This window comes from Dysgonomonas sp. ZJ279 (assembly GCF_011039205.1).
GTDB lineage: Bacteria > Bacteroidota > Bacteroidia > Bacteroidales > Dysgonomonadaceae > Dysgonomonas.
Genome location: NZ_JAAKEL010000004.1, coordinates 134,279 through 149,529 on the forward strand (window position 1 = coordinate 134,279; position 15,251 = coordinate 149,529).

10 protein-coding genes are annotated in these 15,251 nt (G+C 36.8%); 4 read left to right on the forward strand and 6 right to left on the reverse strand.

Translation table 11 applies throughout. From position 1 onward, the window contains the following. Window positions 1-225 precede the first annotated feature (225 nt). On the forward strand, window positions 226-1,236 hold the full coding sequence (locus G7Y57_RS07390) for a GlxA family transcriptional regulator (protein WP_165021667.1): 1,011 nt from the start codon (window positions 226-228) through the stop codon (window positions 1,234-1,236). 93 nt (window positions 1,237-1,329) lie between these two features. Here the strand turns inward: G7Y57_RS07390 and G7Y57_RS07395 are convergent, their stop codons facing one another. Next, a complete protein-coding gene (locus G7Y57_RS07395) occupies window positions 1,330-3,843 on the reverse strand; it encodes a hypothetical protein (RefSeq protein WP_165021669.1) in 2,514 nt (837 codons plus the stop codon). A gap of 169 nt (window positions 3,844-4,012) precedes the next feature. After that, window positions 4,013-4,906, reverse strand: a complete 894-nt coding sequence (locus G7Y57_RS07400; protein WP_165021671.1) for a helix-turn-helix domain-containing protein — start codon at window positions 4,904-4,906, stop codon at window positions 4,013-4,015. Between the two features lie 330 nt (window positions 4,907-5,236). Here G7Y57_RS07400 and G7Y57_RS07405 point away from each other — a divergent pair, with 330 nt between their 5' ends. Further along, window positions 5,237-6,673: an alpha-L-fucosidase gene (locus G7Y57_RS07405; protein WP_165021673.1), complete on the forward strand. Its 1,437-nt coding sequence runs from the start codon at window positions 5,237-5,239 to the stop codon at window positions 6,671-6,673. A gap of 157 nt (window positions 6,674-6,830) precedes the next feature. Here G7Y57_RS07405 and G7Y57_RS07410 read toward each other — a convergent pair whose 3' ends face one another. The 4 genes from G7Y57_RS07410 to G7Y57_RS07425 all read right to left on the reverse strand — a co-directional run bounded on the left by G7Y57_RS07410 (window position 6,831) and on the right by G7Y57_RS07425 (window position 10,310). Further along, window positions 6,831-7,889: an NAD(P)-dependent alcohol dehydrogenase gene (locus G7Y57_RS07410; RefSeq protein ID WP_165021675.1), complete on the reverse strand. Its 1,059-nt coding sequence runs from the start codon at window positions 7,887-7,889 to the stop codon at window positions 6,831-6,833. Between the two features lie 24 nt (window positions 7,890-7,913). Then, a complete protein-coding gene (locus G7Y57_RS07415; RefSeq protein ID WP_165021677.1) occupies window positions 7,914-8,312 on the reverse strand; it encodes a putative quinol monooxygenase in 399 nt (132 codons plus the stop codon). 94 nt (window positions 8,313-8,406) lie between these two features. Beyond that, entirely contained in the window at window positions 8,407-9,393 is a 987-nt protein-coding gene (locus G7Y57_RS07420) for an aldo/keto reductase (RefSeq protein WP_165022005.1), read from the reverse strand. Between the two features lie 95 nt (window positions 9,394-9,488). After that, window positions 9,489-10,310, reverse strand: coding sequence for a helix-turn-helix domain-containing protein (locus tag G7Y57_RS07425; protein ID WP_165021679.1), 822 nt, complete (start codon window positions 10,308-10,310; stop codon window positions 9,489-9,491). A 323-nt stretch (window positions 10,311-10,633) separates the two neighbouring features. On the opposite strand from G7Y57_RS07425, the gene G7Y57_RS07430 reads away from it, so the two are divergent. Next, window positions 10,634-13,792: a SusC/RagA family TonB-linked outer membrane protein gene (locus G7Y57_RS07430; RefSeq protein ID WP_165021681.1), complete on the forward strand. Its 3,159-nt coding sequence runs from the start codon at window positions 10,634-10,636 to the stop codon at window positions 13,790-13,792. A gap of 30 nt (window positions 13,793-13,822) precedes the next feature. Continuing rightward, window positions 13,823-15,247 (forward strand): SusD/RagB family nutrient-binding outer membrane lipoprotein, encoded by a 1,425-nt coding sequence (locus tag G7Y57_RS07435; RefSeq protein WP_165021683.1) that lies wholly within the window; start codon window positions 13,823-13,825, stop codon window positions 15,245-15,247. Window positions 15,248-15,251 lie beyond the last annotated feature (4 nt).

The window sequence follows — 15,251 nt, forward strand, 5'->3', positions numbered from 1 at the left end:
TTCTTATTGTCTTTAGTCTTAACAAAGATACACCATAATAAGTTTGTCTGTAATGACAAAAAATATGCAATTTCTGCCATAATTGTTTTGCTTTGACAAATAATACTTACTTTTAAGGTCTCAGACCTTTTTATTACTTTGGTAAGCATCATAGCAATAGTCTGTTATAATTCGGGAGGATAGCATCAAAACTATCATTTACTTAATTATTGAAATACGAAAAAGATGAATAAGCAGTTGGAAATAAGACATATTGTAATATTAGTTCCTCCGAATTCTACTTTGCTGACTACGGCAGGTCCTTTGGATGTTTTTACCAAAGCGATTGATGAGTTTGATCTCGTTCAGAATAAAGTTGATTTCAGATATGTGACTCATGTTGTATCTATGGGGCCAGACAAACTAATAAATACATCTTCCGGATTACCTATACTGAGTGAAAGGTGCTATACCGAAATAGATTATTCAATAGATACATTGATAATTACAGGATTAGCCCGACACCTCGATCAAAGTCTTAAAAATAAGATGTTGGAGTGGTTGAAAGAACAATCGAAAGTTATTCGCAGGATTTGTTCGGTATGTTCCGGTGCTTTTATTCTGGCAGAGGTAGGGCTACTTGATGGGAAAAAAGCTACTGCCCACTGGTCTAAAAATGAAGAACTAGCGCAAATGTATCCATTGGTAGATGTTCAGATAGCTCGAATCTTTATCAAAGACGGCAATGTATACACTTCTGCTGGAATTACTTCAGGTATGGACTTGGCACTGGCTTTACTAGAAGAGGATATGGGGCAAGCTTTTGCTTTACATGTTGCCCGATGGCTGGTTTTATATTTGAAACGACCCGGAAATCAATCACAATTTAGTACATTTTTAGATTGCCAGAGTATAGGTAATCCTATTATAAGGAAGGTCTGTGAATGGATATTGGAACATCTTAGAGAAGAACTAACAGTAGAGAAGCTGGCAGAATATGTTGCAATGAGCCCCCGTAATTTTGCCCGGGTTTTTGTTCGTGAATTAAGGGTTACTCCTGCAAAGTACATCAATAAATTGAGAGTCGAAAATGCATGCCAGCATCTTATTGAGACACAATTATCATTAGATGAAATAGCTTCATATTGCGGACTCAAGAATGCTGAAAACTTGCGTCGCCAGTTTATCAATGTTTTAGAAGTAACTCCAGCTCAATATCGCAAGAGTTTTCAATCTGCTTTAATTAATATGGAATGACAGAAAACAGTGTCTTAACTTCTGAACAAAATGTATTTATCGGTTATATACCATAGTATCATATATAATTAGTTTATTTAATCAGATGAAATATTAATTAATTTCTTTTAAACTAAATCGAGTAGGGGATGTGCAATTCTCTTTAATCAAGAGGCTACCATCTTTTCTTGTTATGATGTATTTTGATTTATTATTTATCAAAAGTTTATACTTCGAATCAGGAATCAATCCTGTAAGTGTAAATTCATATTTGTTAGGTGATGTTGTTGTCCATGAATATTCATCTTTTTCCCAATTGTTAATTTCCATGTGGAAAGGCTTTTTTGAATCGATTTTTACAACAAGGAGCATATTTTCTTTATTTTCGGGATAAAAGGTGAGTTTTGATCCGACTTTATTCGCTCCGAAACTGTTTTTACTTTTAATTGAAAATTCGTCAGTACTCATAGAATAATCATCGACACTTAGTTTCAGATGGTAAACCGTATCTCGAAGAGTATATGAAAATTCGGTACCATTTAAAATTTCAGACATATTGGGCTCTATCCCCATTCTGTTCCACTTTGGACGGATGCCATAAATATCCCGATAAAGAGCCGTTACACTGGTACATATCCCAGCTAAAATGTCAGAACCTAAACCTAGTTGAGTTGTTCGGCTATACCGTTGCGAGGAGAGACCGTCTTTATTATATTGCTCGAGTATATTGCGGATATATTTAAGCGCAATACCTTTGTCGTAATTCACGTATGCTCTTACACCCATGTAGCCCCAAGTTGGGAAGATGTCACCATTTTCATATTTAGGAAAAGGCCAATTACCATACTGCACTTCTTCTCTCTTGTAAGAATCGAAACAAAGAGGCCAGTGAAAAAGATTTTCAGCAGTAGTTCTCTTTTCTATTTCGTCAAGGATCAAAGATACTCGTTTCGGATCGTCACATATGCCAAAAGCTATGACTGCAAAGTTTACAGGTGTTACCATATTATCTCCATGAATGGAGCCATCTTTATCTCGCCAATATACATATTGTTTCTTTTCGGGTGACCAGAAACCTCCTTCATCGATAGATTTATTAAAGCTTATTTTAAGCCTTAAGGCTACATTTGAATAATAATCTGCCTTTTGTTTATCACCGAGGATTTGTTCGCAGTTTGCCCATAGATTAAGTGCTTCATACATTTGAGCATTGACAAATGCATTCTCGAAACTTGCCCAAACAATGTCGAGCCAATCGCTTGCGGTTTCTTCTGCAATGCCATTATTCATCATTTCGAATATACCATTATTGTTTGAATCTCTCTTGATCAGCCAATCTAGGGCTTTTTCGCAGCTTTCTTTGTGTGAAAGTAACCAGTTGACATCACCGCACAAATCGAATTGTTCGGAGGTATTGATTACATAGCCTGTCTGAGAATCGACAGTATAACCCCATTTAGCTTCATAGTAACCGGTTTTGGGATTGAATGTGCCGGGCATTTCGTCGTCAGCCGCATTATGCCAGCGGGATAATACACGACCATCAGGAAGCATAGCTAAATCTCTTTCTTGGTCGAGGGTGGCAGACATATTTTTCGTGTAATTTTTGTCATTTACAGCCATACCTATTTGAGCAAAGAATGGTTCGTGAAGGCATTTCCAATTTGTAGTCCAGCCATTTGCTCCTATAATATTATTATCAACCACTCCGTATCTACCTGTGGTATTAAGAAGTTCGCGTACTGCTTCTGCATCTATACCGGGTAACGTTCCTCTTGAGTATTCAGTAAAGTAATCAATATATTCTAATTCGAGATTTATCGACACACTTCCTTTTTTAACCTCGAAAGGTGAAAATACATCCGAATTTTGATAAACAAACCTATTCAGATTATGGCGTTGCCCCAGCTCTTCGTTGGTAACAAATTGTGTATATGTAAATTCATTTTTATCACTATGAGAATATTTTGCTGCTATGGAATTTTCTTTATCTGCTCCGGCTATTATTCGTAAAGCATTTCCCGAATCGGGATTCCAGAAGGTTACTCCTCCTGTGTGTACGCCATAAGTATCATTTACACCGGGTAAGTACTTACACCAAACCATACCACCATTATCTATGATACCGCCCTTCCATACCGTAAGGTCGGAAAAATTCCATTGTGAAAATGCCATTTCATCTAATTCTCCGGAGGAATTATAGTCTCGTTGAATATTCCAGTTGATTTTGTCTCCAATGAGTCTGAAAATCCATGATTCATTTACTTTGATAGAATTACCTCCGTAAGCTATATTACTCAATGTTATGCTTTCCTTAGTCTCGGTTACTTTAATATCGCTAGCATTTATACTGGAATAAATTGTTTTGTCCATAGTCTTGATTCCTGTATAAATACCTGATGAGGATAGTGTATTGTTCCCTTTTATATCTAATTGGGTAATCTTACATCCGTTTGAATAATCAATCAGAAGTAAAAGATTCTGATTAGAATCAGCAATTTTGACAGTTTTTGAAACAGGATCATGTTTTATTCCGCTATTCTTACCTGTCGCACCTTGTAAGTGCAAAGAGAGAAATTGTGAAACAAGCAGAAGAGTAAAGGTAAATAGTATAGATTTAAGTCTCATCAGTTTATTCTTTATAGCAATTGTTTATTTATTGGACTGATTATAAAATAAGGCAAAGCCCTTTTATCACACAAATATACTTGTCTGGGAATAAAACGAACTGTGTAATATGATCAATATACTATAGGAAATGATCGTAATACTTATCTGGTAGATGATGGATATAGAATTATAGATTTTTTCCTTGTATAAATTCCCTGTATTTTATTGGAGAATAGCCTGTCTTTTTTTTGAAAATCGCACAAAAATAATCCGGATTTTCATAGCCAATACGGAAAGCTATTTCCTGACTTGTTAACAGTGTATTAGCCAATAGATCTTTGCCTTTTTGAATTCGTATTTCCTGTATATATTGAAGTGGTGACAGACCTGTATATTGTTTGAAAATGCGTCTGAACGAAGAGTAACTGACACATATTTGATTCGCTATATCCTCAGGTGTAATGTTTGTATGTGAATTCTCGAACATAATCATTTTAGCCTTATCTATTTGATTGGTTACTTTCACGTCTTCGAAACTCAAAAGCTTGTTTCGGGAGTAAGCAATTCCTAGTAAATAAGTGACGATGCCAGCCAATATCTGTTGAAATCCGATTTCTTGTTTTTTTGCACTACTGATAGCACGCATGTAAAGCTGGACAATTTCTTCACTAGATCCAACATTGAAAATTGGTTTTAGCTTACAGAAGAAGCCATTTTCGATGCGGGATTCCATGTCTATACCTTTGAATCCTATCCAATATTCACGCCATCCGGTTGATTTATCGGGACTGTAAGAATGCCATTCACCCGGGAATAAAAGTACCATATCTCCGGATTTTAGTTCTATTATTTTTTGGCTTGATGAAACAAAAGTACCTTTACCTTGAGTTATATATAATAGTATACATTCATCAAGTATTCTGCCTTTTTGTATCGAGAAAAAATATTGTTCGGGATGAATCTGTGGGGGATAGATAGAGTTAGGTTCAATCTGCTGATATCCAACCGTATTTACGGTTAACCCCCAAGTAGCATCTTGTTCATTTGCAATCAGGTATCTAATTTGAATAGATTCATTCATTACTCCATATTATTTTCATTAAAACTCACTCTCTACACCCTACATATTTTGATGGATATATCTGTTTTTATAGACTTCATAGAGTTTTATATAATGATATATTTATTTTCAAAGATAGTCAAAGAAGTTCTATTCTTATCTTCGTCAAAATTTATTATAAACTAGATTGGTATCAAAATAAGGGGATACTTTGTGAAAAGTGGGTGTATAAAGTAAATAGGGAACTTAGGATAACTCTATTGCTTGTATGTGTTAAAATTCTGACTAATGAGGATAATCAATTAAAATATTATCAGTACCTTAACTCCTTTAATAAATAAATGTAATATTATGAAAAATAAACTGTTAATCTTAGGAAGCGTTTTTATTTGGTGTTTCTTCAGTGTTATTTATGCACAAACCTATACACATGGACGATCTGAAACATATATACTGCCGAAAAATCCGGCTGTATTGGAAAAATTGGATCAGTGGCAAGATCAAAAATTTGGGATGCTTATTCACTATGGTTTATATGCGCAGTTAGGAATCGTGGAATCATGGTCTATTTGTTCCGAAGATTGGATTACGCGCGATACCATTTTAACTTATGATCAGGATAAAAGAAAGTATTGGGGGACTATAGACGAGTTTAATCCAACAAAACTAGATCCAGAATCGTGGGCAGAATCGGGAAAAAAGGCTGGAATGAAATATGTTGTATTTACAACTAAACATCATGATGGGTTCAATATGTTCGATACCAAATATTCCGATTTTTCTATAACAAAAGGTGCCTTCAAAAACCATCCTCGCAAAAACATAGCAAAAGAGGTATTTAATGCATTCAGAAACGAGGGATATATGATTGGAGCTTATTATTCAAAACCCGATTGGCACTCACAAAACTATTGGTGGGACAAATATGCGACTCCAAATAGAAATAATAATTATAACATAAAAATTAATCCCGATAGATGGAACAGATTTAAACAGTATACCTATAACCAGATAGAAGAACTGATGAATGGCGATTACGGTTCGATGGATATTTTATGGCTTGATGGAGGTTGGGTACGTCCGGCCAGACCAGGTGATGCCGAGAAATATGGAGAAGCATATATGGGAGAACAAAATATAGATATGCCTCGCATAGCCGCTATGGCCCGCAGCCATCAGCCGGGACTATTAGTTGTAGATCGTACTGTTCCGGGTGAATATGAGAATTACCAAACTCCCGAAAGAGGAATACCTGATACACAGTTGTCTAATCCATGGGAAAGCTGTATTACTTTGGGATACGCTTGGTCTTGGACTCCTCGCGATAAATATAAATCACCGTCCCAAGTCATTCATATTTTGGTAGAGATTGTTGCAAAAGGAGGTAATCTTCTATTAGGTATAGGTCCACATCCAGATGGTACTTTACCAGAAGATATTAAGGTACGTTTAGAAAAAATAGGTACATGGACTAGTAAAAATAAAAAGGCTATTTACGGAACTCGAATAACACCGAACTATAATTCAGATAAAACATGGTTCACACAAAGTAAAGATGCTGAGACTATTTATGCTATCACCTGTCTTGAGGAAGGGCAACCTCTACCAAAGAAGATTGTATGGAATGGCAATAATCCGATAAAAGGATCGAAGGTTATTTTTGTCGAAACAGGAAAGGCTGTTAACTGGAAACAACTTTCGGATGGAAGTATTGAAGTCGTTGTTCCTAATGGTTTACCACTAGATCAGCCTGCTCTTTCATTTTCATTTAAACCGGAAGAGAAATAATATTATTTATTAAAAATTACAGCTGATGAAAATAAGATTCTCATCAGCTGTAATGTCTAAATTTATGGACTTTCCTTATTTATATAGCCCCTGTGTTTCTTTATACCACCAAAGGCTTTACTATGTCTTTGAAATACTAATATAGCGATTGTCGTGATTACTTTTTCAAAGAAGCCATATCAATAACGAAGCGGTACCGTACATCACTCTTAAGCATTCTCTCATAAGCTATATTAATATCCTGAATATTAATGATTTCTACTTCGGAAACGATATTATGTTTTCCACAGAAATCAAGCATTTCCTGTGTTTCAGCAATACCTCCGATTACAGAACCTGCTACCGTTTTTCTCCCCATAATCATTGGAACAGTGTTTAACATAGGGTCTAACTCGCCTAAATATCCGACTAAAACCAGCGTTCCACTGATATTTAATGTCGAAACATAAGGATTGATATCATGAACGTAAGGAACGGTATCTATAATCAAATCAAATTTGCCTTGTACAGATTTCATCTGTTCTGCATCGGTAGAGATTACAACTTCATCTGCACCAAGTTCTTTGGCATCCTTAGTTTTTCCCGGTGTTCTTGAAAACAAAGTAACTTCTGCACCAAGACCTTTAGCAAGTTTAATAGCCATATGTCCTAAACCTCCTAAACCTACAACAGCAACCTTACTGTCTTTTCCTACATTCCAGTGTCGAAGAGGTGACCATGTTGTAATTCCTGCGCACAACAATGGCGCAACAGCAGACAAGTCAAGATTCGCAGGGACCTTTAATACAAAGTGTTCATCGACAACTACTTTTTCTGAGTAACCGCCGTAAGTTTGTATTCCCAAGTGTTTGTCAGCACCATTGTATGTTCCTGTAAATCCATTTAGACAGTATTGTTCCAAGTCATGTTCGCAACTATTACATTCCCTGCACGAATCGACAAGACATCCAACTCCAGCTAAATCGCCTACTTTCAACTTAGTAACTTCATTTCCTATCTTGGTTACTCTTCCTACAATCTCGTGTCCCGGAACCACAGGATAAATAGTACCTCCCCAATCGTTGCGTGCTGTATGTAAGTCTGAATGGCATACACCGCAGTACAAAATTTCAATTTCAATATCTTTTGATGTTACTTCCCGACGTTGAATATTCATTTCGTTTAAAGGTGCATCTGCTGCTATAGTACCAAATGCTTTCGTTTTTTCAGCTCCCATAATTATTTAATTTTTAAGTTCTATTTATTTTATCTTTAGTTCTGGAATAAGTGGAATAGTATCGATCAGTTCAAGAGACTGCACCATATCCAATGTTCCCTCTTTGTATTTAAGAAAATGCGAAGTTTTGATATGGCTCTGATAAGCTTCTTCGTTGCTATAAATTTCAAGTATTGTTATCCGATTAGGATGTTCCTTTTCAGATACAGCGTACAATGTAAGCACTCCGGGTTCCAATCGCATAGACGCCTCAATTTCTTCTCTCAGGTAAATATTGTATTCATCTAAATGCAGAGGGTCGACAATGATTTTTGAAAGTCTTACTTTATTGTTTATTGAAGATGGTTGCATATCTGAATCTGGCTTCTGTCCAAAAATAGTTGTGGATATCAGTAGCATAATTAATAGTGAGAATGTTTTCATATTCTTTTTTTGGTAATATTTTATTTAAATAATTTATCGCATTCAATGCCCTTGGATATCCCAAATAAGGGGATTAGTTGTGTAATTACGCTACTTAAAGTCCTGTCCTTTTTTCAAGTTCTTCTGGGTAGCGGTTGCCCATCAAATCGATTTTTGAGCTGGCTTCATTCATGTTGCTTATATCTTCCACTGTCAGTTTCACATCTGCTCCTCTGATATTTTCTTGCAGGCGATGGTTTTTCGTAGTACCTGGTATCGGTACGATCCAGGGCTTTTGTGCAAGCAGCCATCCCAATGCTATTTGAGCAGGTGTTGCATTTTTCTCTTCTGCTATTTTTTTTACCAGATCAACAATAGCCTGATTAGCCTCAAGTGCTTCCTGTGTGAAACGTGGAAGTATGCTGCGAAAATCATTTCCGGCAAATTTTGTATTGGCATCAAACCTCCCTGTTAGATAACCTTTACCCAATGGGCTGAACGGAACAAAACCGATACCAAGTTCTTCGAGCATAGGTAATAATTCATCTTCGGGACGTCTCCACCATAAAGAGTATTCGCTTTGTACGGCGGTAACCGGCTGAATGGCATGAGCACGACAAATTGTTTTTACACCTGCCTCCGATAGACCCCAGTGTTTTACTTTACCTTCCTGTATCAGGTCTTTTACTGCTCCGGCCACATCCTCTATAGGCACATTGGGATCTACGCGATGCTGGTAATATAAGTCGATAATATCTGTCTTAAGACGTTTAAGCGATCCTTCTATTACTTGTTTTATATGTTCGGGGCGGCTATTGGTCCCTGTCTCTTTTCCGTTCTCGATATTGAAGCCGAATTTGGTTGCTATCACTACCTTGTGGCGAATGGGAGACAAGGCTTCTCCTACTAGTTCTTCATTGGCGTATGGTCCGTAAATCTCGGCTGTGTCGAAGAGTGTAACACCAAGATCAAATGCTTTACGAATCAGCGAGATCATTTCGTTTTTATCGGAAGCCGGACCATAGCCGTAACTCATTCCCATACACCCTAATCCAATAGCAGAAACTTCCAGATTAGTATTTCCTAATATGCGCTTTTTCATCATATATATTTTAGTTGTAATACAAAGATAACAAAAGAGCCACAGTGGTTGTTTTCCCTGTGGCTCAAAGATTATTTGTTATGCAGCTCAATATTCTACTTGGTCGGAGAATATCCAAATTGTTTTTTGAATGCTGATGAAAAATGAGAGAGGTTCTTAAACCCGACTTCGAGATATACATCGGACACTTTTTTATTCTCATTGCGAATTTTATCATAAGCAATTTCCAATCTTTTTTCCATGAGCCATTTCTGAGGAGAGGATTCGCTTATCTTTTTGAAATCCCTCTTGAATGTGGCAAGGCTCCGACCGGTGAAGTGTGCAATGTCTTCAATAGATAGATCATACATGTAGTTATCTCCCATAAAATCAAGTATGTCTATTTTCCATGGTTCAGTGAAATCAAAGAGAACAGGATAAAACATTTGATTTATATTTAATAAGGAATATACACCTTCATGTAATTTCAACTTCATAAGTTCGTCAGCTGGCTCTATTGATGAATCGAAATAAGGCGTCATAGACTGAAACAGGCTTGTGATATCGGGTGTTTGTGGCAACTTCACTACGCTTGATAATTCCTTATGAGGCTCTATCTTCGGTTGTTTTTTATCAATTGTCTGATAAAATTCACGTAAAAAATTGCGTTTAAAGATCATAAAAATACCTTTGAACTGTTCTCCATTTTCAGCTTGTTTTATTAAATCTACCCGGTTATCTCTACGCAAGAAAACACATTCTCCTGCTTCGATTACTGTTTTCTTTTTCTTTTGTTCAACAAGTAGTTCCCCAGAATAGATATATACAAGCATGTGGTTTTTAACCATTGATGTGCATGTTCTGTTATCATTGAAGTAATAACTGAAGAAGATATCGGAATAACTAAATGTCAATGATTCGTTGCGTCCAAAATCCATAACATATCTTTTTTACAAATATAGTATTTTGTTTGTCGAGTCACTATATTTGAAATGGAAAAAGAAATCCGATCTAATGAGATTATATTTCTCATAATGGTGGGGTTTAGGGTAATTTATTTCAATACATTAAACACAATTTAACACATATTATCATTGAAGGCAGATGCTTTTTAAAGCAACTATACTCATCCTTTTCATTAAAATGCTTTTAATACCTAAATCAGCAATAATAATCCATTTTTTAAACAGTTTTTATCCATTTCAGTTAGATTTAATATCCCCTAAATTCGTCATGTTAACCTAATCTAAAACTGACTATTATGAAAACTTTTTTATTTAAAAAGCTCACTGTCTTTATAGTGATGTTTTCCCTATCAGCTACAGTTTTTGCTCAAACTAACTCTCCAAATCAGGATGCTGATAAAGTGTCCGGAAATGTGATAGATGTTGAGGGAAACCCGTTGATAGGCGTAAGTGTTGTAGTAAAAAACACTCGAATTGGTACCATATCTGATGATAATGGTAAGTATCAAATCAATACAAAAGAAGGAGATGTACTGGTATTCTCTTATATTGGATTTGTCACTAGGGAAATAACCGTTCAGAAAAACAAAGTTGTAAATGTTACATTGCAAGATTCCAGCAGAACTTTAGATGAAGTTGTTGTGACGGCCTTAGGTATCAAAAGAGAGAAGAAAGCTTTAGGGTATGCTGTGCAGGATATCAAAGGAGATGTGCTGACAGAGGTGCGGGATCCTAACATGCTTAATTCCTTAGCCGGACAAATAGCCGGAGTTCAGATCACAAATGTATCGTCGGGAGGTATTGGTGGATCACCGAGAATATCTATTAGAGGTGAAACTTCACTGACTAATAATAGCCCTCTTTTTGTTGTGGATGGGATACCCATTAATAACAATCCTAGCAACTTCAATACTGATGGAATGGATTTTGGTGGTGGAGCCGGTGATATTAATCCGGATGATGTAGAATCAATAAGTGTATTGAAAGGACCTACAGCTGCAGCTTTGTATGGAAGTCGTGCTGCAAATGGTGCTGTAGTAATTACAACAAAGAGTGGAAAGAAAAGTAAGGGTATGGGTATTACTTACAATACAAATTTGATTATCCAACCATGGTTGTTGAGAACACCTGATTATCAGTACAAATACGGAGGAGGAGAAAACTTTGAGTATGAATATGTAGATGGGAAAGGAGGAGGGAAAAATGATGGCGCAGGTTATTCGTGGGGGCCCAAGTTAAATCAGCCGGATCCAACTACAGCCAGTGGTTTTGTAGAGATACCACAATATGCAAGTCCTATTGATCCGGTTACCGGAAAACGTATTGCTACGCCTTGGGTCGCTCATCCGAATTTCCTCGAAGATTTTTTTGATACGGGAACTGTATTTACCAACAATGTATCTATAAGCAATGGTAATGAACATGGAGACTATAGACTCTCTTATACGAATATGAATCAGAAAGGAATTATCCCAAACACAGACCTGAAGCGTAATACTGTTTCTCTTAATGCAGGCTATAAGCTAACTAAATTTTTACGTGTAAATGCCAATGTAAACTATGTGCAGAATAAAAGCGATAATATGCCACAGATTAATTATTGGGATAAACCCATAATGTATAGCTTCACGTGGTGGGGAATGAATGAAGATGTGAAAGCTTTAAAAAATTATTGGGCTCCCAATAGGGAAGGATTGGAACAATCTAACTTTAATAATTCATGGATGGACAATCCTTATTTCACATTATATGAAAATACCCAATCTCAATTGAAAAATCACCTTTACGGCAACCTGTCTTTCAATCTTGATATTATAGATGGGCTTTCGCTTATGGGACGAACAGGTACAGACTGGTACGATGACAATATTCGCATCAAACGTGCTTATAGTTCTAGAAACTATCCAAATGGGATGTATACGGTGAATAACTTTATTTTTGAGGAACGCAACTCTGATTTTTTGCTTTCTTGGGATAAACCTCTCCGATCCGATTTCCAATATAAAGTATCCTTAGGTGGTAATAGAATGCACCGTTCTATACGAAAAACCAGTTCAAGAGCTTCAGAGTTAGAAATACCCGGGGTTTATAACCTCGAAAATGCAAGATCGGCTCCTGTTGTCAGGGAAGAAAACACGGAGAAAGCAGTTAACAGTATCTATGGAATGGGGCAACTCATGTACAAAAATATGTTGTATCTTGATATTACAGCCCGTAACGACTGGTCTAGTACTTTGCCTGTTGATAATAACTCTTATTTTTATCCTTCAGTATCGATGAGTGCTTTGATCTCTGAAATGGTTAAATTACCAAAATCCATTTCTTTTTTCAAAGTGCGTGGATCATGGGCTCAGGTCGGTAACGATACAGATCCGTATCAGCTAATTCCTGTATACCAGTTTGCTGATAAATGGGGAAGTACGAGTGCTGCCCGTGAAGATGGCGCATTATATAATAGTGAACTGAAACCTGAAAAAATTAACAGTGCTGAGGTTGGCTTAGATATTCGCTTTTTAGGCGATAGGTTGGGGGTGGATTTTTCATATTATAATACCGTTGCAACCAATCAGATATTATCAATGGCTGTTGCACCGACATCGGGTTACACTTCAAGAATGACAAATGCGGGCAAAATAGAAAGCCGTGGATTTGAAGTGGTATTAAATGCAGTACCTCTAAAATTGAAAGATTTTGAATGGGGGGTAATACTAAATTGGTCTACTAATCGTGCTTATGTTCGTGAGTTGGCAGAAGGAATAACTAACTATAATATGTCAGGCTACGCTCAGGCACGTGTAGGCGGACGTATGGGGGACTTGTATGGTTGGGGATTCAAACATACTCCGGACGGACAAATTATTCACAGAAGCGGTCTACCTGTGTGGGAAGACGAAGTGAAATGTTATGGCAACTATAATCCGGATTGGATGGCCGGCTTGAAAAATACATTTATATACAAAAACTTTAAATTATCGGCATTGCTTGATTATAGAAAAGGCGGCCGTATATACTCGGGTACCTTAGCAAAAGGTATGGAAGGTGGAGTATTGGCAGAGTCAGCCATAGGAAACCAACGAGAAGAAGGTCTGATCGGTGAGGGTGTAATGGAAATTACCGATGGAGACGGAAATGTTACAGGATATGAAAAGAATGATGTAAATGTCAGCTTACGTGATTGGATCGGACGCTACCATAGTCGTGATTCTTTCGAAACAAACAGCTATGATGCTTCTTATCTGAAACTACGTGAGATAGCTTTTCTTTATACTTTTCCACAGATAAAAATATCTGAAAATTATTCATTACGTAATGTTTCGGTAGGAGTAACAGGACGAAACTTATGGATGTGGTCGAAGGCTAAACATATAGATCCCGAGTCGGGAGGTTATGGAAACGAAGATGCTCAAATACCTACACCTAAAAGTATTGGGTTTAACTTAAGCGTTTCTTTCTGATAAATATTCATTATTCAAAAATAAAACGTTATGAAAAAATATATATTTATATTCGCTTTGATATTGTTATCGTCCTCTTCTTGTACCAAAGACTTTGAGGATACGAATACCAATAAAAACAAACCTGAAACAATTGTGCCTAATCTACTCTTACCCTATCTTACTTATTCAGTAGTAGATGCCGGAGTAGGAGGTAGTGTAGTTACCCAACATCTGGCAGCTCGTGACTGGGTTGTTTCTCTCGGACGATACGACTGGTATAGTACTCCTTACTGGGATTATTCGATATTGCGCAATGCCAACAATCTTATATTGGAGGCCGAAAATGTAGGTAATGATAATTTTAAAGGTATAGGGCTTATTTTTAAATGTTATTTGTTTGCCAGAACTACCGATTGCGTAGGCGACATTCCTTTTAGTGATGCCCTCAAAGGTAAAGAAGGGGTGTATATGGCAACTTACGACAAACAAGAAGATGTTTATGTTGGTCTATTGGCATTTTTGGAGCAAGCAAATGATTTATTGGATGTTGATGGAGTGCCTATTTCGGGAGATATTCTTTATAACGGAGATATATTGAAATGGAAAAAATTTGCAAATTCTCTTCATTTACGTTTATTAATGAGAGTTTCCGATAAAATGCCCGATGCAAAAACTAAAATAAAAACAATTGTCGATAATCCTGCTAAATATCCCATTTTTGAAAGTAACGATGATATGGCAGCTCTCACTTACCTGCCAGATTCACCTAATCGTTTCCCAAGTTATAATGCACCTGGATTCGACGCCGGAGAAGTTGTTTTAGGCAAAGCTCTCGCTGATACTCTTTTGACTTACAAAGATCCTCGTATTAATGCAATGGCTCAGCCAACATTGTCATCTGTAAATAGCGGTACTCCCGAATTTGTGGGTGTGCCATGTGCAATGAGTAAAGAAGATGCTGTGTCATATAATGGAGGACGTGAAAATCAATCGCTCATAAACAAGCGATATAGCCACGATCCTGTTGGTGAAAAAGGTATTTACATGTCTTATGCAGAGCTACAGTTTATACTAGCAGAGGCAGCACAGAAAAACTGGATAAGCGGTAGTGCTAAAGCCTATTATGAAAATGGAATACGGGGATCATTCGAATATTACGGACTATCAGCTAAAGTAGACGAATATCTGATAGGAGAAAATGTTGTTTTCAAACCAAGTAAAGGTTTATTGCAGATTGCTGTTCAAAAATGGATATCATTCTATTTCAATACAGGTTATGAGGTCTTTTTCGATATTCGTCGTACCGGTATGCCTTATCTTTACCCCGGGACAGGTAATCTGAATGGAGGGAAAATACCTGTACGCTGGAAATATCCCGATACAGAACAAAATTATAACGGAAATAACTATAAACAAGCTATAAGCCTGCAAGGAGAAGATAATACAAACACGCCTATTTGGCTGACTAAGTAACTAA

Excerpts from the sequence above, each read along its gene's own strand:
- G7Y57_RS07415 (WP_165021677.1), bottom strand. The coding sequence starts at position 8,312 with ATGAAAACATTCTCACTATTAATTATGCTACTGATATCCACAACTATT.
- G7Y57_RS07395 (WP_165021669.1), bottom strand. The coding sequence starts at position 3,843 with ATGAGACTTAAATCTATACTATTTACCTTTACTCTTCTGCTTGTTTCA.
- G7Y57_RS07405 (WP_165021673.1), top strand. The coding sequence starts at position 5,237 with ATGAAAAATAAACTGTTAATCTTAGGAAGCGTTTTTATTTGGTGTTTC.
- G7Y57_RS07435 (WP_165021683.1), top strand. The coding sequence starts at position 13,823 with ATGAAAAAATATATATTTATATTCGCTTTGATATTGTTATCGTCCTCT.
- G7Y57_RS07430 (WP_165021681.1), top strand. The coding sequence starts at position 10,634 with ATGAAAACTTTTTTATTTAAAAAGCTCACTGTCTTTATAGTGATGTTT.
- G7Y57_RS07400 (WP_165021671.1), bottom strand. The coding sequence starts at position 4,906 with ATGAATGAATCTATTCAAATTAGATACCTGATTGCAAATGAACAAGAT.
- G7Y57_RS07425 (WP_165021679.1), bottom strand. The coding sequence starts at position 10,310 with ATGGATTTTGGACGCAACGAATCATTGACATTTAGTTATTCCGATATC.
- G7Y57_RS07420 (WP_165022005.1), bottom strand. The coding sequence starts at position 9,393 with ATGAAAAAGCGCATATTAGGAAATACTAATCTGGAAGTTTCTGCTATT.
- G7Y57_RS07410 (WP_165021675.1), bottom strand. The coding sequence starts at position 7,889 with ATGGGAGCTGAAAAAACGAAAGCATTTGGTACTATAGCAGCAGATGCA.
- G7Y57_RS07390 (WP_165021667.1), top strand. The coding sequence starts at position 226 with ATGAATAAGCAGTTGGAAATAAGACATATTGTAATATTAGTTCCTCCG.